21 protein-coding genes and 1 pseudogene are annotated in these 22,730 nt (G+C 48.5%); 20 read left to right on the plus strand and 2 right to left on the minus strand.

The features are described from left to right. The first annotated feature begins 61 nt into the window (after positions 1–61). From M3194_RS28145 to M3194_RS28175, 7 genes are all read left to right on the plus strand, one after another. Positions 62–664 (plus strand): DUF1802 family protein, encoded by a 603-nt coding sequence (locus M3194_RS28145; RefSeq protein WP_251657453.1) that lies wholly within the window; start codon positions 62–64, stop codon positions 662–664. Between the two features lie 158 nt (positions 665–822). Beyond that, positions 823–1,602 carry a Fe-S cluster assembly ATPase SufC gene (gene sufC / locus M3194_RS28150; RefSeq protein ID WP_251657454.1) on the plus strand — a complete coding sequence of 260 codons (780 nt, stop codon included), beginning with the start codon at positions 823–825 and terminating at the stop codon, positions 1,600–1,602. Between the two features lie 25 nt (positions 1,603–1,627). Continuing rightward, positions 1,628–2,935: a Fe-S cluster assembly protein SufD gene (gene sufD / locus M3194_RS28155; protein WP_251657455.1), complete on the plus strand. Its 1,308-nt coding sequence runs from the start codon at positions 1,628–1,630 to the stop codon at positions 2,933–2,935. Next, positions 2,932–4,158, plus strand: coding sequence for a cysteine desulfurase (locus M3194_RS28160; protein WP_251657456.1), 1,227 nt, complete (start codon positions 2,932–2,934; stop codon positions 4,156–4,158). Before sufD ends, M3194_RS28160 begins: the two co-directional genes overlap by 4 nt. Continuing rightward, on the plus strand, positions 4,145–4,570 hold the full coding sequence (sufU, locus tag M3194_RS28165; RefSeq protein WP_251657457.1) for a Fe-S cluster assembly sulfur transfer protein SufU: 426 nt from the start codon (positions 4,145–4,147) through the stop codon (positions 4,568–4,570). Before M3194_RS28160 ends, sufU begins: the two co-directional genes overlap by 14 nt. Positions 4,571–4,601: 31 nt before the next feature. Continuing rightward, the gene (sufB, locus tag M3194_RS28170) at positions 4,602–5,999 is read left to right on the plus strand and encodes a Fe-S cluster assembly protein SufB (RefSeq protein ID WP_251657458.1); all 1,398 of its coding nucleotides are present in this window, start codon (positions 4,602–4,604) and stop codon (positions 5,997–5,999) included. Positions 6,000–6,065: 66 nt separating this feature from the next. Continuing rightward, entirely contained in the window at positions 6,066–6,473 is a 408-nt protein-coding gene (locus M3194_RS28175) for a GNAT family N-acetyltransferase (protein WP_251657459.1), read from the plus strand. A gap of 109 nt (positions 6,474–6,582) precedes the next feature. On the opposite strand, the gene M3194_RS28180 is transcribed toward M3194_RS28175, so the two are convergent. Beyond that, positions 6,583–7,647, minus strand: a complete 1,065-nt coding sequence (locus M3194_RS28180) for an HD-GYP domain-containing protein (RefSeq protein WP_251657461.1) — start codon at positions 7,645–7,647, stop codon at positions 6,583–6,585. Positions 7,648–7,785: 138 nt separating this feature from the next. Further along, a complete protein-coding gene (locus M3194_RS31375; protein WP_285889612.1) occupies positions 7,786–8,541 on the minus strand; it encodes a molybdenum cofactor biosynthesis protein in 756 nt (251 codons plus the stop codon). A gap of 98 nt (positions 8,542–8,639) precedes the next feature. Here M3194_RS31375 and moaA point away from each other — a divergent pair, with 98 nt between their 5' ends. The 13 genes and pseudogenes from moaA to M3194_RS28255 all read left to right on the plus strand — a co-directional run bounded on the left by moaA (position 8,640) and on the right by M3194_RS28255 (position 22,706). Then, a complete protein-coding gene (gene moaA / locus M3194_RS28195) occupies positions 8,640–9,641 on the plus strand; it encodes a GTP 3',8-cyclase MoaA (protein WP_251657462.1) in 1,002 nt (333 codons plus the stop codon). 16 nt (positions 9,642–9,657) lie between these two features. Then, positions 9,658–11,097, plus strand: coding sequence for a bifunctional metallophosphatase/5'-nucleotidase (locus tag M3194_RS28200; protein WP_251657463.1), 1,440 nt, complete (start codon positions 9,658–9,660; stop codon positions 11,095–11,097). 147 nt (positions 11,098–11,244) lie between these two features. Then, positions 11,245–12,363, plus strand: a complete 1,119-nt coding sequence (locus tag M3194_RS28205) for an HD-GYP domain-containing protein (protein WP_251657464.1) — start codon at positions 11,245–11,247, stop codon at positions 12,361–12,363. 132 nt (positions 12,364–12,495) lie between these two features. After that, complete coding sequence (yfkAB, locus tag M3194_RS28210; protein ID WP_251657465.1) at positions 12,496–13,632, plus strand: radical SAM/CxCxxxxC motif protein YfkAB; 1,137 nt, start codon at positions 12,496–12,498, stop codon at positions 13,630–13,632. Positions 13,633–13,769: 137 nt separating this feature from the next. After that, positions 13,770–14,801: a sporulation integral membrane protein YtvI gene (gene ytvI, locus M3194_RS28215; RefSeq protein WP_251657466.1), complete on the plus strand. Its 1,032-nt coding sequence runs from the start codon at positions 13,770–13,772 to the stop codon at positions 14,799–14,801. Between the two features lie 358 nt (positions 14,802–15,159). Next, positions 15,160–15,309 carry a spore coat associated protein CotJA gene (locus M3194_RS28220; protein ID WP_251657485.1) on the plus strand — a complete coding sequence of 50 codons (150 nt, stop codon included), beginning with the start codon at positions 15,160–15,162 and terminating at the stop codon, positions 15,307–15,309. A 41-nt stretch (positions 15,310–15,350) separates the two neighbouring features. Further along, entirely contained in the window at positions 15,351–15,614 is a 264-nt protein-coding gene (locus tag M3194_RS28225) for a spore coat protein CotJB (RefSeq protein ID WP_251657467.1), read from the plus strand. 52 nt (positions 15,615–15,666) lie between these two features. Beyond that, positions 15,667–16,242, plus strand: a complete 576-nt coding sequence (locus M3194_RS28230; RefSeq protein WP_251657469.1) for a manganese catalase family protein — start codon at positions 15,667–15,669, stop codon at positions 16,240–16,242. Positions 16,243–16,718: 476 nt separating this feature from the next. Next, positions 16,719–16,898, plus strand: a complete 180-nt coding sequence (locus M3194_RS28235) for a hypothetical protein (protein WP_251657471.1) — start codon at positions 16,719–16,721, stop codon at positions 16,896–16,898. A 666-nt stretch (positions 16,899–17,564) separates the two neighbouring features. Next, on the plus strand, positions 17,565–18,992 hold the full coding sequence (locus M3194_RS28240; RefSeq protein ID WP_251657473.1) for an aldehyde dehydrogenase: 1,428 nt from the start codon (positions 17,565–17,567) through the stop codon (positions 18,990–18,992). A gap of 651 nt (positions 18,993–19,643) precedes the next feature. Next, a complete protein-coding gene (locus M3194_RS28245; protein ID WP_251657474.1) occupies positions 19,644–20,468 on the plus strand; it encodes an oxidoreductase in 825 nt (274 codons plus the stop codon). 40 nt (positions 20,469–20,508) lie between these two features. Next, positions 20,509–21,225: pseudogene (locus tag M3194_RS28250) on the plus strand (SDR family NAD(P)-dependent oxidoreductase). A 377-nt stretch (positions 21,226–21,602) separates the two neighbouring features. Further along, positions 21,603–22,706 (plus strand): MFS transporter, encoded by a 1,104-nt coding sequence (locus M3194_RS28255; RefSeq protein WP_251657487.1) that lies wholly within the window; start codon positions 21,603–21,605, stop codon positions 22,704–22,706. Positions 22,707–22,730: the final 24 nt, after the last annotated feature.

The raw sequence follows: 22,730 nt of genomic DNA on the forward strand, positions 1-22,730 counted from the left end.
CGTGACGAAGGACAAGCGACGTTTAGTTTATGCTTCATATTTCTTTGTAGGAGGTTGTGAAATGGCGAATAAAGAGCCGGAGCCGGTTGCATTAAAGGAATGGGCCGTAACGGTAAAAGCGCTGCAGGAAGGGCACCTTATGCTTGTGATGCGCAAAGGCGGGATTATTGAGGAAACGCGGGATTTTCAGCTGGTGAGCAAGGGCTTCTACCTTATGCCGGCTTATGAGCATCAGAAGGAGCATTTGCTTAAGGAGGCTTACCAGGGGCAGATTCAGGGTACGATGCAAGGCTGGACGCCTGACATGCCGTCGATCAAGCTTCACTCTTACGCGGAAGCGGTAGAGGACATTGAGATTACCGACCAGGAAACACTTGACCGGATTCGGGAGCATCACATTTGGACGGATACCTTTGCCGAGGAGCGGCTCAAATGGAAGCGTACGAAGCCGCTGCACCTGCTGCTGCTTAGAGTGTACCGTCTCGAGGAGCCGGTAGAGCTGCCGATGCAGCCTGCTTATAACGGATGCAAATCTTGGGTACAACTGGATGAAGGGATGCCTCAGCCGGCTATGACTCCCGTGTTGTCGGACGAGGAGTTCGATCAGCAGGTTTCCATAATCAAACAAGCATTAATAGGTAGAGATATTTCAGAGAGCACATAAATCGGGCTTCTGGACGCTCCCGCATTGATTAATAACAAAACTTATAATAAAATAATTATTGAGAATCAATGAGAATCACTCTATAATATTCCCATTTGGGATTTGTTTATGGGGATGAACCTAAATCCGATTACCAACCTTGGAGGGATAAGTATATTATGGCAACACATTTTGTCATCGATGGCCTGAAAGCAGAGATCGAAGGAAAAGAGATTTTGAAAGGCATTAACCTTGAAATCAAGGGCGGAGAAATCCATGCGATCATGGGTCCAAACGGTACGGGCAAAAGTACGCTTGCTTCCGCGCTTATGGGACATCCGAAATACGAAGTTACCGAAGGCACGGCTTCAATCGACGGCGAAGACCTTCTGGAAATGAGCGTGGACGAAAGAGCACGCGCCGGTCTGTTCCTTGCGATGCAATATCCAAGCGAGATTCCAGGCGTGACGAATTCCGACTTCCTGCGCAGCGCGATCAATGCCCGTCGTGAAGAAGGCAGCGAGATTTCCCTGATCAAATTCATCCGTCAAATGGAAAAGAAAATGAAGGAGCTTGAGATGAACCCTGAGTTCGCTCACCGTTACCTGAATGAAGGCTTCTCCGGCGGCGAGAAAAAACGTAACGAAATTCTTCAAATGGCTATGCTTGAGCCAAAAATCGTCGTTCTTGACGAGATTGACTCCGGTCTTGACATCGACGCATTGAAAATCGTATCCAACGGCGTTAACGCTATGCGTTCCGAAGACCGCGGATTTCTGATCATCACTCACTACCAACGTTTGCTGAACTACATCACGCCTGACTTCGTGCACGTTATGATGCAAGGCCGCATCGTGAAATCCGGCGGTCCTGAGCTGGCTGAGCGTCTGGAGAACGAAGGTTATGATTGGGTTAAAGAAGAACTTGGTATTATCGACGAAACAGTAGGCCAAGCTTAATCGGCGGAGAAGGGAGCATAACGGGATGAGTACACAATTAACGACTCCGACGGACCGTCAATCGGCCGAAGCGCTTGCACGCAGCAAAGGCGAACCGCAATGGCTCGTCGATCTTCGCGGTGAAGCGGCTGAGCTGGCTGGTACACTGGAGTGGCCGAAGCCGGAGAAAATGCGTATTGACCGCTGGAATCTGACAGCTGTCGGCGCTTATGAGCAAGGCAAAGCGGTTGGTTCGATTGCCGAACTGCCGGAAGTAGTACGCGAGCTGGTTGCTGAAGGTACGGAGAATATTATCGTTCAGCACAACTCGAGCGCGGTGCTGAAGCAAGTGTCCGCAGAGCTTGCGGCCAAAGGCGTCATCTTCACAGATCTGGAGACGGCATGCAAAGACCATGCTGATCTCGTTAAACCATATTTGTTCCAAGCGGTATCTGCGGGCGATAACAAGCTGACAGCGATGCACGCGGCACTGTGGAACGGCGGCGTATTCGTATACGTGCCGAAGAATGTTGAGGTTGAGCTTCCGCTCCAAGCGGTGCTGTTCAATAACAAAGCGGACGCTGCATTCGCTCCGCACATTCTGATCGTTGCGGAAAGCAACAGCTCGTTGACTTACGTGGATTATGTCGTATCCGAACCGGGTTCGATTGATGCTCCGTTCGTTCATCATTCGGTTGTTGAAGTATTCGTGAAGCCGGGCGCGCATGTTCGTTTTGGTTCCATTCATCATATGGCTGACCAAGGCGTAGATATGACGCTTCGCCGCGCGGTTATCGAGAATGACGGCCAAATGGAATGGGTTGTAGGCGACCTGAACGACGGCTTTACCGTATCCGATACCGTATCCCTGCTGAAAGGCAACGGCTCCAACTCGGATGCCAAAGTTATCAGCATCGGCGGCAACGAGCAAAAAATGAGCCTTACGACGCAAGCGACGCATTTCGGTCGCAGCTCGGAGAGCAACATGGTAACTCGCGCGGTTATGAGAGACAGCGCTACGGCTATCATTAACGGCATCACGAAAATCGAGAAAGGCGCTACAAAAGCAAACGGCGTGCAAACGGAAAAAGTTCTGATGCTCAGCCCGAAAGCACGCGGTGACGCCAATCCGATTCTTCTGATTGACGAAGATGATGTAAAAGCGGGCCACGCAGCGAGCGTAGGCCAGGTTAACCCGGAGCAGGTATACTACCTGATGTCCCGCGGAATCAGCAAGCAAGACGCTGAACGTTTGATTATTTATGGATTCTTGGCGCCTGTCGTATCGGAGATTCCGATTGATGCGGTACGCGAGCAGCTTCAGCGTTTGCTCGAAAGGAAGCTTGAAGGATGAATATAGAAGCGGTAAGGGAGCAATTCCCGATACTGCATCAGCAGGTAAACGGGCATCCGCTCGTTTACCTCGACAGCGCGGCGTCTTCACAGAAGCCGCGTTCCGTCATTGATGCGGTTAGTCGTTATTACGAACTGGATCACGCCAATGTGCACCGCGGCGTTCATACCCTCGGTTCGAGGGCGACGGATGCTTACGAAGGCGCACGGGAGAAGGTAGCCAAGTTTCTGAATGCGAAGTCGGCGGAAGAAATCGTGTTTACGCGAGGGACAACAACGGCGCTTAACCTGGTCGCATCGAGTTATGCCCGCAGCGTCTGCAAGGAAGGCGATGAGATCGTCATTAATCAGATGGAGCATCATGCCAACTTTATTCCTTGGCAGCAGGCAGCCAAAGCGACCGGAGCGACGCTGAAGTTTATTCCTCTTCAACCGGACGGCACGATTTCGCTGGCGGATGCGGAGCAGACCATTACGCCAAATACGAAGGTTGTCGCGATGACCTACGTATCCAACGTGCTTGGTGTTGTAAATCCGATTAAGGAAATTACGGCTATCGCCCATCGCAACGGTGCGGTAATGGTCGTAGACGGTGCGCAAAGCACGCCGCACATGAAGGTAGACGTGCAAGATCTGGACTGCGATTTCTACGCATTATCCGGTCATAAGATGTGCGGACCTACGGGTATTGGCGCTTTGTACGGCAAAAAGGAGCTCTTGTCGAACATGGAGCCGATCGAGTATGGCGGCGAGATGATTGACTTTGTTGATTTGTATGAATCAACGTGGAAAGAGGCACCGTATCGCTTTGAGGGCGGTACGCCGATTATTGCGGGCGCCGTGGGACTTGGCGCTGCAATTGATTTCCTCGAGCAGATTGGCATCGATGAGATTGATAAGCATGAGAGAAGAATGGCAGCCTACGCGTATGATAAATTGTCCACGATCGATGATATTACGATCTATGGGCCAAAAGCGAACCGCGTTGGTCTGGTTACCTTTAATCTTGGCGACATTCATCCTCATGACGTATCGACAGTCCTTGATTCTTATGGCATTGCGATTCGCGCGGGCCATCATTGCTGCCAGCCGCTGATGCGCTGGCTGAATGTTTCGGCAACGGCGAGAGCAAGCTTTTATCTATACAATAACGAGGAAGAGATTGACCGCTTGGTGGAAGGTCTCATCCGGACAAAGGAGTTCTTCGGTCATGCAATTGGATGATTTATATCGTCGAGTCATCATGGATCATTATAAAAATCCACGCAACCGCGGAACATTGAATACCGATGCTGTCACCATCAACTTGAACAATCCGACTTGCGGCGACCGCATTTCCCTTCAGCTGCAAGTTGAGGACGGCAAAGTAATCGATGCAAAGTTCAGCGGGGAAGGCTGTTCCATCAGTCTCAGCTCCGCGTCAATGATGACGGAAGCTGTTAAAGGCAAAACGTACGAAGAGGCACTTGGGCTTGCTGAACGATTCTCCGGTTTGATGAAGGGCGAAGATGTCGACTTCGAAGAGAATGAAGATATTGAAGCCTTGTCGGGGGTTAACAAGTTCCCTGCGCGGATCAAATGCGCGACGCTGGCGTGGAACGCCTTGCGCAAAGGAATCGAGCAGCAGCACGTTTAATACAAACGAATAATTGAGGAGTGTGAATACCATGGCAGGAACGATGCCTGAAATGGAAGATTATAAGTATGGTTTCCGTGATGAGCATAAAGCGGTCTTCCAATCCGGTAAAGGATTGACGGAGGAAGTAGTGCGCACCATCTCCGAGATGAAGGGCGAGCCGCAATGGATGCTCGAATTCCGTCTGAAATCGCTGGAGCAATTCAACAAAATGCCTATGCCTAACTGGGGCGGCGATATGGCTGATCTTGATTTCAGCGATATTCAATATTATGTTAAGCCATCCGAGAAACAAGGCAAGACATGGGAAGAAGTACCGCAAGAGATCAAAGAAACCTTCGATAAGCTGGGTATTCCCGAAGCGGAGCAAAAGTTCCTCGCGGGCGTATCGGCTCAATACGAGTCCGAGGTCGTCTACCACAGCATGCAGGAAGATCTGGAGAAGCAAGGCGTTATCTTTACGGACATGGATACGGCGCTTCGCGAATATCCGGATCTTGTTAAAGAATATTTCAGCACAATCATTCCCCGTACGGACAACAAATTTGCTGCCCTGAACAGCGCGGTATGGTCCGGCGGAAGCTTTATCTATGTTCCAAAAGGCGTGAAATGCGAAGTTCCGCTGCAAGCGTACTTCCGTATCAATTCCGAGAACATGGGCCAATTCGAGCGTACGTTGATTATCGCCGACGAAGACAGCTTCGTACACTACGTAGAGGGCTGTACAGCGCCTATCTACAGCACGAACTCGCTGCATAGCGCGGTTGTAGAGATTCTCGTTAAGAAGAATGCTCGCTGCCGTTATACAACCATCCAGAACTGGGCGCCAAACATCTACAACCTCGTTACAAAACGCGCGGTTGCGGAAGAAAACGCGACGATGGAATGGGTTGACGGCAACATCGGCTCCAAGCTGACCATGAAATACCCTGCGGTTATTCTGAAAGGCCGCGGCGCAAAAGGCATGGTGCTTTCCATCGCCGTTGCAGGCAAAGGCCAGCACCAGGACGCAGGCGCTAAGATGCTTCACCTGGCTCCTGACACAACTTCGACCATCGTATCGAAGTCGATCAGTAAGCATGGCGGTAAAGTAACTTATCGTGGTCTCGCATCTTTCGGACGCAACTCCGAAGGCGCGAAATCAAACATTAAATGCGATACGCTCATTCTCGATAACGAATCGACATCCGATACGATTCCTTACAACGAGATCATGAACGACAACATTACGCTTGAGCATGAAGCAACCGTATCGAAGGTATCCGAGGATCAGCTGTTCTATCTGATGAGCCGCGGATTGTCCGAAGCGGAAGCAACGCAAATGATCGTAATGGGCTTCATTGAGCCGTTCACGAAAGAGCTCCCAATGGAATATGCGGTTGAGATGAACCGTCTCATCAAGTTTGAGATGGAAGGCTCGATCGGTTAATAAGATTTGTGATACGTGTCCGAGATTCTCGGGCACGTATTTTATTTTCGAGCGGGGAGGGCCAAGATGATTGACAAACAGAGCATGCCGCTTGATTCGGAGCTATTGCGTTTCCGCCGCCTTGTCTCTGACGATCTTGCCCAATTAGCTGTCATGCTGCAGGATCCCAAGGTGATGTATGCCTGGGAGCATACGTTCACGGATCAGCAGGTCCGTGAATGGATTGACCGGCAGCTGGACGATTACCGAAACGACGGCATCGGTTACTTTGCGGCGATTGAGAAGAGTACCGGAGAGCTGGTCGGACAGATCGGCGCTCACTGGAGCGATTATAAGGGCCGCCGGGTGCTGGAGGTCTGTTATATGCTGAAGCATGCTTTCACAGGCCGAGGCTACGCTTTGGAGAGGGCTAAAGCGATGATAGAGCATGCGGGGACAAAGCTGCATGTTCCCGAGATTTATGCGTATTCGTGAAGCGCTATAATGGCATTGATATGGAGCATTTGGTCTTTGTGCATAAATAAAAAGCCCGTCCTTGAAGGATTCCTTGAAGGACGGGCTTTTGGCAATGCCGACATGTAAGTTAGAAGATGATTTCCTTGATTTCGTACTCCCGGTCAATGGTCAGGTCGATAAACCGTTCTCCGACTTGAATGAGCGGGCGGAAGAATTCGGTTGGATGAGTCATCACGATGTTTCCAACCTCGCCCGATTCCAGGACGGCTTTTTTACCGATAAAGTTAGGAATCATATGCTTGATAAAAGTATGGGTAGTCTGCGCATCCAGTTCATTAAAGCTCATCTTGTACAGTTCCTTCAACACAAAGAACAAATCGCGTTTCTTCTTGTATACGCGCTCGGAGATCATAGCGCTGTAAATATCAACGACGGCAATAAGCTTGGCCACGGGATGAATCTCATCGCCTCGCAGACCATGCGGATAACCGCTGCCGTCATTCCGCTCATGATGCTGAAGAGCGCTAACCGCCACAATGTCGGGCATGTCCTCGAAGGATTGTAGAATAATTTCATGGCCGTAAATCGTATGCTTCTTAACTTCCTCGAACTCTTGATCGGTTAATTTAGCCGGCTTGTTTAAGATGCTGGATGGAATTCTGCTCTTGCCGATATCGTGAAGATATCCGGCTTTTGAAATTTCAAGCGCTTCCAATTCTGTATAACCCAACCAGGAAGCCAAATAGTAAGACAACATGCCAACTTGTACGGAATGCTGATACGTGTAATCATCCGCTGTATTAAGCAGCAGCAGCATGGAGACGACATCGCGCTCCATTTGGAAATTTTTAAGAAGAGGCTGGAAGGCAGCTGCGACTTCATCCTGCTTAAGGACTCCGCCGCCAGTAGCTTTCTGGAACAAATCCTGGAAGCCCTTTACGGCATTCTCATAATCAGGCCGCACGTTCGGAAGCCATTTGGGATTTACGGTCGTTTCCAATGTACGATGAACGGGTTGTTCTGTAGTTCTCCGGTCCTCAATGTCAACATAGTCAACTTGATGCTGAAACAGCTTCGCGATATCCTTCTGCTGAAGAATGGTACCCTGGGACAGAACGTGCAGGCCGTATCCGTTAAAGGTGTCCTTGAGCAGGATATCTCCTTCTTTTAAATCTGAAATATGCAGCCTCATCGTTGCACCTCAATAGTTAATTGTAAACGGTATGTATACAATAATAGTAACAATGAATGATTGTTATGGCAATAAGAGGGTCGTGAAATCATGACTATTGTCCTATACTTTCAGAACCACTCCACGGGGTGACATCCATTAATTGGATAAAGAATCAATGGGGTTCCAAGGACTGCCGAGCTGATGCCCTTTCCATTCGGAGCCGTCTTCCCATATTTCCTTTTTCCAGATCGGAACAATCTGCTTCAGTCTTTCAATGGCGTACCGGCTTGCTTCATAGCAAGCATCTCTATGCGGAGAGGAGACGGCGATCACGACACTGGTCTCCGCAATAGCAACAACGCCGATCCGGTGGGAAATGGCGGTATGAGTCCCCGGCCAGCGCTCGTTAAGCTCCGCGCCAATCTGCTCCATCGTGCGGACGGCCATGGGTGCGTAAGCTTCGTATTCGAGGCGGACCGTCCGTTGTCCCATCGTCCATTCGCGCGTGGTTCCAACAAACGCGATTGTCGCGCCATGCTCCGGAACGATGACCTTGGCAAGCACTTCATCCGAGGTGATGGGGTGCTTCGTAATTACGTAGCGGCCGTCCGCAGAGGCATGTTCCGGTGTTGCAGCTTCGCTGTCGCTGTCTTCGGGTTCGCCGCCGGATACCGGGGGGAGGACCGCAAGCTCGTCCGATGCTTGAATAACGGTATCGTCGGAAGCATAAGTTTGGTTGCAGGCAACAAAGGATATTCGCACAAGATCAGCCTGCTCCGGAAAACGGTCAGCCAGCAGCTGCTTGAGATCGGCAACCGTCATGGAAGATGTTTCGGTCTCTATATGGATAACCGGGCTGCCGAATCGGTCCGAAAGCCCCGCAAATAGCTGTATTTTCCAAGGAAATGTCATGTCATATAACCTCTCATAATTAAGGATGAACTCCGTATTAGCATACCATAATCATGCGAAAAATGTTATTCTAGTAGTAGAGAAAAGGAGTGAGAGGCATGCCCCCATTGTTAGACCGGTTCGGGAGAGAACACGATTATTTGCGTATTTCGGTTACAGATAGATGCAATTTGCGTTGTTTATATTGCATGCCCGAGGAAGGCATGGAGTTCGCTGATGCGAGTCATCTGCTTAGTTACGATGATATCGTCGAAGTCGTTCAGTCAGCCGCGGGGCTTGGCATTACCAAGCTTCGGATTACGGGCGGCGAGCCGCTGGTACGTCCAGGGCTGGACGGTCTGATCCGCAGACTGAAGGCGATTCCGGGCATTGAAGATATTGCGTTGACGACTAACGGCATGCTGCTCGGCAAATATGCCGAGGCTTTAAAAGATGCGGGGTTGAACCGCGTGAATATCAGCCTGGATACTCTGGATCCCGCGAGGTTCAAATTTATCGCCCGCAGAGGCGAGCTGAAACGCGTTATTGAGGGAATAGAAGCAGCCGGCCGGGCCGGGCTTGCTCCGATTAAGCTAAACTGCGTGCTGCTGAAAGGAATTAACGAGGATGAAATCGCCGCGTTCCTGAAGCTTGCTTACGAACAGCCCATGCATGTCAGGTTTATTGAATATATGCCTATCGGCCATGCGGACGATAACTGGCGAAAGCATTATTTGCCGCTGTCGCATGTGCTGGATACGGCTAAGAATGAAGGATATACGATTACAAGGCGGACGAATGTGAAAGGCAACGGCCCTTCGGATGATTGGCAGATGGATGGCGGCCAAGGCTCTTTTGGACTGATTCATCCGGTCAGCGATCATTTCTGCAAGAGCTGCAACCGGCTTCGCTTGACGGCAGACGGTTCGATGAAGCCATGCCTCTATTGGGTGGATGAGCTGAATGTGAAAGCGGCGCTTGGCGATCCGGAAGCGATGCGGGATATTTTCTACCGGGCGATGGATCTGAAGCCGGAAAATCATGAAATGGCGGCCAAGCTGGCCAATGAGGCGTTGTCGCATACACCGACCGATCGCCGTATGTCCCAAATTGGCGGATAACCCCGAGGAGGCAGGCATGACATTCTCAAACAGACCCATCCTTATTTTGCACAGCAATGATATTCACAGCCGTCTCGAGAATGCAGCGAGAATTGCGACTTATATTGAAGAGCAGCGTGCTGCCGTCGGCAGCGATCATCTGCTCTGCCTGGATATCGGCGATCATATGGACCGTATCCGGTTGGAGACGGAAGGCAGCGACGGCATGGTAAATGTCGAGCTGCTTAATGCCGCCGGCTACGATGCGGTTACGCTTGGCAATAATGAAGGACTTACTTATTCGAAGGAAACCCTTGAACAGGTGTACGGCGAAGCAAAGTTTGCCTTGCTATGCGCGAACATGCGCGAGATGGAGACCGGGAGACAGCCGGAGTGGCTGCTGCCAAGCATCGTCGTGGAGAAGGGCGGCATTAAGATCGGACTGATTGCCGCTACTGCCCGGTTTACGGATTTCTACGAGCTGCTGGGCTGGGATCTGACCGATCCCCTTGAGGCCATCGGCGTGGAAGTAGAGAAGCTTAGGGAACAGGTTGACGTTATTGCCGTCATGTCGCATCTCGGGATAAACATCGATAAGCAAATGGCGGAAAAGGTTCCCGGCATCGATCTGATCATGGGCGGGCATACGCATCATTTGCTGGAGGAGCCGCTGGTTATCGGCGGCACATCGATTTGCGCCGCCGGGAAATACGGCGAGCAGATCGGTCGCGTCGAGATCGAGATGGACGAGAGCGCGAAGCGACCCGTTATCCGCGCAGCATGCGTGCCGATGGCCGCTTATGCGGAGCATCCCGCAGCCGCCGCGATTATCGGCGGCTACCGCGAGGCGGGCCAGCAGCGCCTCAGCCGGGTAATCGCCCGGCTGGAAGCGCCGCTGCCCGCCCTCCCCGAGCGGGAATCGCCGCTCGGGAACCTGCTGGCCGCCGGCCTGCGCCGCCATACCGATGCCGAGATCGGCATCGTGAATACGGGGCAGCTGCTTGGCGGCCTGCAGCAGGGCGACGTGACAGAGGGGCAGCTTCATGCCCTCTGTCCGTCGCCGGTTAACCCGTGCCGCATGCTGCTCAGCGGCGCGAACATCCGGGCAGCGCTGGAAGAGGCGCTGCTTCCGTCCTTTACCGGCATGCCGATCAAAGGCTACGGCTTCCGGGGAGAAGTGCTTGGCACGCTTGCCATTGACGGCATGGAAGTCGAATATGATCCGGCACGCCCGGAATTTCATCGAATCGTGTCGATTCTTGTGAACGGGCAGCCGCTCTCCGATGACAGGGAATATGTCGTTGGCTGCATCGATATGTTTACGTTCCATATCGGGTATTTATCGCTGGGGCAAGCGACGGAGGTCTCCTACTATTTGCCTGAATTTATCCGGGATTTGCTTGCGACGGAACTAAGAGATGGACGCGGAATTCATGCTTGTCACCAAGAAAGATGGAGAATATTGTCGAATTTTTAGTATAAAATGGTTGCCAAGCGTTAATTTATCCCTTACATTAACAATACGGCTAGTTTTGTCCGAAAATAAGAATGTATAAGTCTTTTTCTTTATACCGGGCTTATATGTTAGTTATAGACACCGTAATAAGGGGAAGGAATCGAGAACATGCGCTTGGTACCTATATCGCAATGCCAGCCTGGCATGAAACTTGCCAAAAAAATTTTCTCGGGCGACGGTTTAGTCCTCTTAGGAGAAAACATCGAATTAACAAGCCGCCATATTTTCCGTTTGGAGCAATATGGTATTCATTACGTGTTTATTAAGGATCCGAGGACCGATGATATCGTCTTGCCGGAGATCATTAGCGAGAATACGATCAGTCTTGCCTTGAAGGAGATCAAATCGAACTTCCGCGCGATGATGGATCTGCCGAAGCTGAAGAAGGGTGCTCCGTATCCTTACATTGCGCAGCCTTTTAAACAGGTAATGAACATGATAATCGATGATCTGTCCAATCATAAGGACGCTATGATTATGCTGATGAATATGGGGATTGTCGATGACTATCTCTACCAGCATTCGCTGAACGTGTGTGTCTACACGACACTGCTCGGTTCTGCTTATGGTTATACAAGAGATGAATTAATGAAGCTGGGCATGGGAGCATTGCTTCATGATATAGGGAAGACGCAAATTCCGATGGATGTGCTGAAGAAGCCGGGGGCTTTAACCGACCATGAATTCCAGATGATGAGGAATCACGCCAAGATCGGCTTTGAACTCTTGAAGGATGAGCCGAATATGCCGCTTGTTGTGGCCCATTGCGCTTTCCAGCATCATGAACGAATAGACGGCAGCGGTTATCCGCGAGGCATTACGGGCAACGAGATTCATGATTTCGCCAAGTGGATCGGACTGGTTGATTCCTACGATGCGATGACGACAAACCGCGTGTACCGTTCGCCCATGCTTCCGCATCAAGCCATAGAGCTGCTGTATGCCGGTACCGGCACCTTGTATGAGCAGCATATGGTGCAGCTATTCCGCGATAAAGTAGCGATTTATCCGATCGGGATAACGGTACAGATCCATACGGGTGAGACCGGGGTTGTGGTTGATTTCAACCATTCGTATCCGCATCGTCCGATCGTTCGGCTGTTGTATAACGAAGCGGGGGAAGAGCTCGCCGCTCCTTACGAAATTGATTTGTCGAAGCAGCTGACTACCATGATTGTCAACGTAAACGGCCAACAGTCGAATGTTGGGCTGGCTTCGGGTATATAATAGGAGAAAAGGAGGCCGCTTTTGCCTCCTTTTTCGTTTTTTATACCTATTTCATTTGCTTCATTCCCCTTCGAACATTACAATGGTATAAGCTATACCCATTCTAACCATGTAAGTCAGGTGCTGATATCAATGAATACGATAGATTACGCTTTGAAGACAAATACCCTTCCGCCATTATCCCCTCTGAATGATCCTTGGGACCCGATCCGTTCCTTGCAGCAATATGGGCGTCATACGTTGACAAGTGTCGAGATGACCGTATCGAACCTTTGTAACATGCGCTGCGAGCATTGCGCCGTGGGCGATACGCTTGTGATGTCGGAGCCGGCGAAGCTGCCTCTGGAGCTTATGATTAAACGTCTGGATGAAGTAAAGAATCTGAAGACGATCAGTATTACGGGCGGCGAGCCGTCCTTCTCAGACCGTACGGTGAAGGAATACATGGTTCCGCTTCTCCAATATGCAAGAAGCCGCGGCATCCGCTCGCAGATTAACTCCAACGTTACGCTGCCTTACAGCAGGTATGAGAAGCTGGCTCCGTATCTGGATGTTATGCATATATCGTTTAACTACACGAATGCGGATGATTTCCACCAGATCGGGTTTGCGAAAGCCGGTCATGCCGTATCACGGGATGCGGCAGCCAAGCTGTATGACCGGATGATCGACAATGCGAAGCGGCTTAGCGATGCGGGCGTGCTTGTCTCCGCCGAGTCCATGATTAACTACCGGACCCATCATCAGATTGAAGAGATTCACCGGCTGATTATCGAGATGGGCTGTCAGCGCCACGAAGTGCATCCGATGTATCCAAGCTCGTTCGCGAAAGATCTACCGGTCCTGTCGAAGGAAGATATGCAGCGGGCGATCAGCAGACTGCTGGATGTGAGAGACAAGAATGTATGGATGCTGTTTGGCACGCTGCCGTTCTATCATTGCAGCGATAATGCGGAGGAGCGGAAGCTCTTGTCCAGATTGGCATCGGAGCCTAATGTGACAGTCCGCAACGACCCTGACGGACGTAACCGGCTGAACGTGAATTTGTTTACCGGCGAGGTATTCGTAACCGACTTCTCCGATGTGCCGGCATTTGGCAATATGAAGGATGAACAGCTGGATCAATTGTTCGACCGCTGGCTGAATCATGAGCTGGCTGGCAGCGTGAACTGCCATTGCCCGGCTGCTTCCTGCTGCGGTCCAAATCTGCTGGTGAAAGACATGTATTACAATGATGTAGACTTCCATCAGAAGAAGGCAATTCTTTAGGCTTTCCGGTGGAAAATGGGACATTACTTTCGTGCCTTTGCGTATGCTGATAGTGGACGCTTATTCATACGAAAGTCATGGCCCCGCATACATAGGTGCTCATAAACATTTTAGAGGGAAAGGAGGAAGTCATTAAGGTGTCAATCAAAACAATAGTCATGGTAGGACTAGCACTATTTCTGCTGTATCTGCTCTTTACGGTAGGGGCGCCGTTTCTTCTTGCGCTGGTTGTAGCGATTTTCCTAGAACCGCTTACCCAGTTTCTTAGCAAGCGGCTTAAGACGAATCGTCTGGTCGCTTCTACAATCTCAAGCAGTTTGTTTTCGATTGTGCTGATTGGTCTGATGGCTCTGCTTGGGGTAAAAGTTGTTGCGGAGCTTATCGCTTTCGCGCAGAAGGTTCCGAATTATGTTGGCGATGCCAGCAGTTACGTGACTGACCTCGTCGAGAATGCCCGGTCTCTGTACGCTAACTTCTCTCCGGACACCGTCGGACAGATTGAGAACTGGCTGACTGACATGAGCAAATCGCTCACCGGCATGGTTGGTTCGTTATCCTCGTCCGTCATTTCTTTTGCCTCCGGGATCCCCGGAATGTTCATCTTCTTTATCGTCTTCCTGGTGGCTGTCTATATGTTCGGATTTAGCCTGAATACGATGAAGTCGACGTTCCTGACCTTGTTCGAAGAGAAGTCCCGGCCGCAAGTGAATGAAGTGCTGGATAATTTGAAAAAATCGATCTTTGGCTTCCTGCGTTCGCAAATTATTCTGAGTGCCCTGACCTATATCATTTCGCTGATCGGTCTGATCATTCTGGATATCAAGTATCCGCTTGCGATTGCTCTGCTAATCGTAATCGTGGATATATTGCCGATTCTGGGAACAGGGACTGTGCTTGTACCATGGGGAACATACCTGATTGTTACCGGTGACTTGTACGCCGGAATAGGGCTCTACGTCCTATTCTTGTTCATGACGGTATTCCGCCGTATTGTAGAACCCAAAATACTGGGCGATGCGGTTGGCATCGGATCCTTGTCTGCCTTGATCAGTCTCTATGTCGGCTTTAAGCTGGTCGGCGTAATTGGGGTATTCCTCGGACCACTCGTAGTCATTATCTACATGGCTATTCGCAAGGCAGGACTGTTCAAGTTTAATATTAAATTGTAATAAGTTGTCCGGCAGTGGATTTTTCCGCTGCCGGATTTTTTTGTCATTTTGTAATATGAGATAAGCCCTGCCCGGCATAAATTGAATAGGAGATGCCCAAATGACAGGGAGGGAAAGCTGGATGATCACCGAGAGGAACGCCCGTGCCGAGAATAATGCCAATGCGGCGGTACAAGCGGAGAACGTTGTTAACGCCGCCAGTAATGCAAATAACGCTCCCGCCGCCAATACGGCAGCTGTTGAGAACGCAGCAATCGGCAAGGAAAATAAGGAGTACAAGACAGCGAACAATCTGAACCCGCTTAATCAAATTCATGTATTTGAGCCTTTTATTGGACCATGTGATCCATGTCCGCCAATGAAGCTGAAAACCTATGTCGTACCACCCAATCAGTTCATTACCTTTCAGCCGCAGGGTCTGCCTCAATACTCCATTCATGAGGCGCTAAGACGCGGAACGCTTTGGCCGGCTTTGTACAGCTCGTATCAATCCAGGTATTATTTGTAAGGCCACTTGTGTCGCAATTCTTTTAAGGAGGTTGATATCCTGTGAGCATTGTTCTAGACGAACAATATTACAGCAAGCTGGAGGAGCTCCAGGCCATCGGATTTGCGCTTGTAGAGTTAACTTTATATTTGGATACCCATCCTTACGACGCGCAGGCGATCCAGCAGTTTAATCAGCTTGCCATGCAGCAGCATCAATGTCGGCAGTCGTTTGAGAGCCTGTATGGTCCTACGCTTCAATATGGCAACAGCTACTCAAAATATCCGTGGCAATGGTCGGAGAGTCCATGGCCCTGGCAGGTGTAGCCGGGTCTAAGCACTGTCGAATTCCCATAGGGAAAGGGGATGTATCATTCGCATGTGGTTATATGAGAAGAAGCTGCAATACCCGGTAAGGGTAGGCAAGTGTGACCCGAGGATGGCCAGATACTTAATTGAGCAGTACGGGGGGGCGGATGGCGAGCTCTCTGCTGCATTGCGTTACTTGAATCAGCGGTACTCCATTCCGGATCAGGTTATTGGCCTGCTCACGGATATAGGCACGGAAGAATTTGCTCATTTGGAAATGATTGCTACTATGGTCTATAAATTGACAAAAGATGCTACGCCTAGACAACTCCAGGAGGCAGGGCTTGGCGAAAACTTTGTGAACCATGATAACGGAATGATGTATGTAAATGCCTCAGGTGTACCGTGGACGGCAGCTTACATTGGTACCAAGGGCGACCCAATAGCGGATTTGTACGAGGATATTGCTGCAGAAGAGAAAGCAAGAGCGACCTACCAGTGGCTTATCGACATGACGGATGACGTGGATTTGCAGGATAGCTTAAAATTTCTTCGTGAGCGAGAAATCGTGCATTCATTGAGGTTCAGGGAAGCGGTTGAGATGATTAAGTCTGATTGGGGCACGAAAAAAGTATTTAAGGTCTAATACAACCAAATGGACAGAGTTCGTTAAATAGTAAAATGCTCCCCAACGGTATACAGTTCAATAAATACATTGTTAAAGAGGCTCAGACAAGTATGACTAACACTTGGAAATAATCCTTTTTTTGTTGTTGGTAAATCAACTATGAGAGGCCAATCAATTGTACTAAGGATGAGGTCAGGGGTTCGATCCCCCTTGGGTCCACCATAATAAAATCACTCGAAACCCTTGTGCATCAAGGGTTTTTCTTTATTTTTGGAGTTAAGTACCTTTTTCAGTAATTGGGACGGATTGGGGATGAAAATTTTTTTATGAGCATGTATAGGGTTTTTATACCAGCAGCTAACGTATTACGTTTAGCTGCTGTTTTTGAACTAAAGGGTTACGGTGATGTGCAAGATAACGACAGTAAGGAAGCGAAATCTATGATGAGTAAGAAGAACAATTTCCATCATTTTGGTTCTTGAGGGAGAAAAGAAATGGCAGAGATTCTGTTACTGCACCACTCATTGGGACTGACAAAGGGGATTAATACTTTCGCCGACAAGCTCAGAGAAGTGGGGAACACTATTCATGTTCCTGACCTTTTCGAAGGTCATTTGTTTACCACTACCGAGGATGGCATGACTTATGTCAATGAGATCGGCTTCAAAGCGTAGACGATCTCTCGAGGAAGTTCACTGACTACACGTATACCTCGATCGGTTATCTCGATCGGCCGACGTCACGATCTTGCGTGCCGCCTCAATGTCGCCCTCATCAACGGCACACTCGTTACCGGGGACAGAGACATGATAAATAGCCGCATGAGTAAATTGTTGCAGGATACATCAGCCGACGAAATCATCTTCACGACGCAAATGTATAGTTAAGAAGATCGAATTCGTAACTACGAAATTATTGCTGGGTTACGTTGAATCCTCATAAACCGAGTTCTGATTTTCGGTCAGATTCGGGGATCGGCATATCATTAATGGATGAGTATAATTCGCCTTGTAACTTCGTGATGTGTTACTGTAGCAAATGTCAATGAATAGGAATATTCATTCCAAATTGTTTATTGAAAACATGAAATATGATCAAAAAGTGATGAAATTAGCTTTCAATATAATATAATTCTGTTGTTTTGCAAAATTTGTATGGAATAAAGATTCCGAAATGCTGTTGACTTCTATCTATCTCGAGGAGTATTATAAGTCACATGGAACGGTTGTTCCAACGCGTTAAGAAAGAGGTGCATTGTTCAAAAACCAAGTCGATGAATGAATATCAATGTCGCATAGATCCAATTATAAATTAAATACAATCAAAGAGGAGAAACGAAAATGAAAATATATGACAAGCTCTTTATCGGTGGACAATGGAAAGCTCCAGTTAACCAAGAAGTAATTGAAATTCGTTCCCCACACGACCAATCCTTAGTTGGCAAAGCAGCACAAGCTTCACCGGCAGATATCGATTTGGCTGTTGCCGCAGCTCGAAACGCATTCGATAACGGTCCTTGGCCTAAAATGACGCCAAGCGAACGCCAAGATTATGTCGCTCGCTTCAATGAATTGCATGCCGCGCGTGCAGATGAGATTGCTGCCCTAATTACTTCTGAAAATGGCACACCTTATTGGTTCACGAACGGTTTGCAACATTCTTTAGCGGAGCAAACGAATGCTTACCTTCGTGCAGCAAAATCGTATGGCTGGGAAGAAACATTGAACAATGGCAAAGGACCTATTATTCGCCGAGAAGCAGTTGGCGTTGTCGCTGCAATTATTCCTTGGAACGCACCGCACCAATCCGCTCTTGCAAAAATGATTCCTGCCTTGCTTGCAGGTAATCCGGTTATCCTGAAAGCATCGCCTGAAACGTCTCTTAACGCTTTGCTAATGGGGGAAATTTTCGCTGAAGTAGGATTCCCTGATGGCGTCGTTAGCATCGTGCCAGCTGGACGCGAAACAAGCGAATATCTCGTTTCGCATCCTGGTGTTGACAAAATCGCATTTACTGGTTCGACAGGTGCAGGTCGCCGCATCGCTTCGATTGCAGGGGAACAACTTAAGCGCGTAAGCTTGGAGCTCGGAGGCAAATCCGCAACAATCATTTTGGATGATGCGGATCTAGAAGCTGCGGTACAAGGCTTGAAATATACGTCCTTCGTAAACAATGGGGAAAGCTGTATTGCACATACTCGCGTCCTTGTTTCCAAAAAACGTTATGAAGAAGCGATTTCGTTAATTAAAACCATGACTGAAAGTCTCGTGGTAGGTAACCCTGCAGATCCGGCAACTTTCATCGGTCCTATGGTAAGAGAAGACCAACAAAAACGCGTAAAATCCTATATCGAATTGGGTATCCAAGAAGGCGCACGTCTCGTTACTGGCGGAACGGATGTACCTGAAGGATTAGAAAGCGGCTTTTATGTAAAACCTACGATTTTCGCTGATGTCGACAACAGCATGCGTATTGCTCAGGAAGAGATATTTGGACCGGTACTCGTTGTTATTCCATATGAAGACGAAGCTGATGCCGTACGCATTGCAAACGACTCGCCTTTCGGTTTAGGTGGAGGGGTTTGGTCTGGTAAACAAGAGCACGGTCTCGAAATCGCACGTCAAATCCGTACGGGCGTCTTCGTTGTGAACGGTGCAGCGGCATCCTACGAAGGACCGTTTGGCGGGTACAAAGCGAGCGGCGTCGGTCGTGAATTTGGCGTTGTCGGTCTTGGTGCTTATGTTGAGCATAAAGCAATCAATATCTAATTATTTACTGATCAATTGAACCAGTTTACTGCCCTTAATCATTTTTCTATTAGGTGATGAAGGGCAGTAACATTTTATATAGTGATGTGTTGTCGAAGGATAAAAGACAAGGTGTTTTTATAGAAATAGATTCTAATTATTTGGAATTAATATTCCTTTTTTTTAATGGAATTAATGATATAGAAGTATTTTTTCATTTCATGGTGCCTATCAGGGTGGGTTTTGTTATTTATAGGTTGGATTCTCGGAATATTCATTCCGAAATTCCTTGACCAATCTAGAGCAAAGAGCTATACTAGCTATGGAATAAACATTCCAAACGAACACAAACCTGCATCGTGAAGGAGACATTTAATATGTATAAAGCCTAGCTGATTACAGGTAGTTCCCGAGGGTTTGGCCGAAGTCTTGCGGAAGCGGTACTTGCTAATGGAGATCGTCTCAGGCGGACCGTTACGAAAGCATGAATGGGACTCTCCTACTCCCACTCCTTTAACCAAGTAATGAACAATGTGAATACTCCTTTTGAATATTAATGAATACTTCAATGGAGTTATTCCAAAAATAAAGCACCAATTATCACATTGGAATCGGGATTCCGATACAAAACAGATCTTTAAGGTACTCCTGTAGAAGGAGAAGTGATAAATAATGACTAAGGTATGGCTTATTACAGGTAGCTCTCGGGGTTTGGGGCGTTCATTGGCCGAAGAAGTACTGGCTTCCGGGGATAAATTAATTGCAACGGCACGCAAAGCAGATCAGTTACAGGACCTTGTTGAGCGTTACGGCTCACAAGTTCATCCCGTATCATTGGATGTAACCAAGACTGAAGAAGTGAAAAAAGCAATCTCTACTGCATTCGACGTTTTCGGAAGATTGGATGTAGTCGTTAATAATGCAGGATACGGAAATATCGCTGCTATCGAAGAAACCACCGAAGAAGATTTTAGGGCACAAATCGAAACAAACTTGTGGGGCGTCATTCACGTAAGCAAAGCCGTTCTTCCTTATATGATCACACAAGGTTCCGGACATATTATCCAGATCTCGTCCGTCGGCGGTCGGACGGGTGCACCAGGCCTTGGGGCTTATCAGACTGCTAAATGGGCTGTAGAAGGATTTTCCGAAGTATTGTCCAAAGAAGTCGCTCCGCTTGGAATAAAAGTATCCATCGTTGAGCCTGGCGGATTCCGTACGGATTGGGCCGGCGCTTCCATGCAGCACGTTGAACCAGGAGAAAACTATAAATCCACGGTAGGTCTGATGCTTCAAAGAACGAGAGAATCAAGCGGCAAGCAACCGGGAGATCCAGTAAAAGGTGCACGAGCAATCATTACAATTGCTAACGCCGAAAACCCACCTCTCCGACTGCTGATGGGCAGTGACGCCGTGAAAATCGCAAATATGGTAGACCAAGCTAAACTTGATGAAACCAAACAGTGGGAACAACTAAGCATATCGACTGATTATTGAATTGGAGTGTGAGAACAGTCCAAATGAATCTAAAACTGTATTGATTACAGGTGCTGGTACCGGCAATGGTGCCGCTGCAGCAATCGAAATGGCTACCCGCGGTTTAAACGTTGTTCTGGTTGGCCGAAGAGTCGCTCCGCTCGAAGAAGTAGCGGCGCAAGTCCGGTCGATCGGTGGCAATGCATTAGTGGTTACAGGGGATGTGGCCCAACCGGATTCTTGTGAAAATATGGTGCAGCAAGCTGTCCAGCATTTTGGCGCATTGCATTATGCGATAAATAACGCGTGAGTGTCTGGGGAAAACCATAAGTTGGCTGACATCACTCTTGAGGCCTGGAACAATGTGATGAATATAAATTTAAATTCTGTATTCTTTAGTATGAAATACGAAATTCAGGCTATTTTGCGCGCCGGTGGAGGTGCGATTGTCAACGTGGCTTCGGTCTTCTCGTCTAAGGCGCTTCCTCAGCGTGCCGCCTATACAGCGAGCAAGCACGGAGTAATCGGGCTTTCAAAAACAGCTGCTCATGATTATGCAGATCAAAATATACGCATAAATGTACTAGCCCCAGGTGTTACTGAAACACCAATGGCTGATGCTGGCGGTGAGGAAGCTGTACACATCGCGAGGTCTATCCCCCTTGGAAGAATGAGTAAGCCAGGGGAAGTGGCTAAAGTAATAGCTATGTTGCTTTCCGACGATGCTTCTTACATGACAGGAACGCATGTAGTTGTCGATGGAGGTTTTTTGATTTAGCTCAAACTAAAATCCAACATCCATTGTTTTCAAACCGGCACTTTATTGTGCCGATTTCAGGCTGCACAGGCAATCCTCACCATCGCCAATGAAACAAACACCGCCGCTTCGCTTGCTGCTCGGAAGCGATGCAGTTGAGCTCGCAAACGCGATGGACAACGGTAAATTAGAAGAAACGAAGCGTTGGGGAAAACTTAGTCGCTCGACAGATTTCTAGATTGAATTACGTCTAAAAAATGGATTGTATCGGCTCTCGGAGGCGCTATCCATGCCGCTCTCCGACCAGTCGTGCATATCAGAAAGTAGGTGTTACATTGAAAGCAAGTGCTAGAATCGCATTATTATCAATGGTTGTAACGACTACCTTCGGAACGATGATGGCCGCACCGGCTTTAAAACCACTTGCCGTGGCATTTCCTAATATAGACGCGCTATTAATACAGTGGGTCGTTACGTTATCTTCCTTATTCATTTTACCGACATTATTTTTGTCAGGTACGCTTAACAGAAAGTTTAATCGAAAATCAATCTTGATTATGGGTCTTATCTTGTATTTAATCGGCGGCGTCGGACCAGCATTCATGCATTCATTCTCATTTATATTGGCGTGCAGGGCGCTCTTGGGCCTTAGTATAGGTCTGATATCGCCGACATTCAATTCTTTGATCGCGGAGAATTTTCAAGGGGAAGCGCGTTCTCGCATGAACGGCATTCAAACGTCCATCAATGGGATAGGTGGGGCTATTTTCCTGACTATAGGCGGATTCATTGCGACTCTTGGATGGAGAGACGTCTTCATGACTTATTTCTATGCGGTCATCCTATTAATACTGGTCATTGCATTCCTTCCTAAATTCCCGCCACTTCAGGTGGAGCAATCCGTTAAGTCTTCCATAAAGGTACCGAGATTTTTCTACGCTGTAGCGATAGCAGGCGGATTGCATACGATGATGTTTGCACTGCTTCCGACGAACCTTTCGTTATTTATTGCTAATAACGGTATCGGTAGTGTCTCATCTGCCGGCTACTTGATAGCATTCTCATTAGTCGGAGTATTTATTGGTGGATTATCTGTAACGCGGTTAACAAAAGTATTGAAGAAAAGACTCGTTCCGATTGAACTGGGATTGATGGCTGGTGGTTTCCTGATTATCTCTTCGGCGCATGCGGTATGGACAGTCGCCTTGGCGGTATTCATGATTGGCTTGTCCGAAGGTGCGCTATTCCCGCTTTCCTTCATTAAAACGTCGGAAATTGTGCCGAAAATGATTTTGACAACAGGGATCTCCTTGTTGCTAGCATGTGTCTACACATGCCAGTTCCTAAGCCCGCTGTTCGTTAGAGGAGTCGAATTGCTCATCCACTCGGGTTCCACACGAGACATGTTCATGGCCGTGGCTGTTGGCTTATTCGTTGTCGCTGTCGGATTCATATTTTTTTCTCGAAACAGTATGCGTCAATCGATGCCATCTGTCTCATAAAAATAATCTTATCAAAGGCGGTCT

The organism is Paenibacillus glycanilyticus, assembly GCF_023715145.1.
GTDB classification, from domain to species: Bacteria; Bacillota; Bacilli; order Paenibacillales; family Paenibacillaceae; genus Pristimantibacillus; species Pristimantibacillus glycanilyticus_A.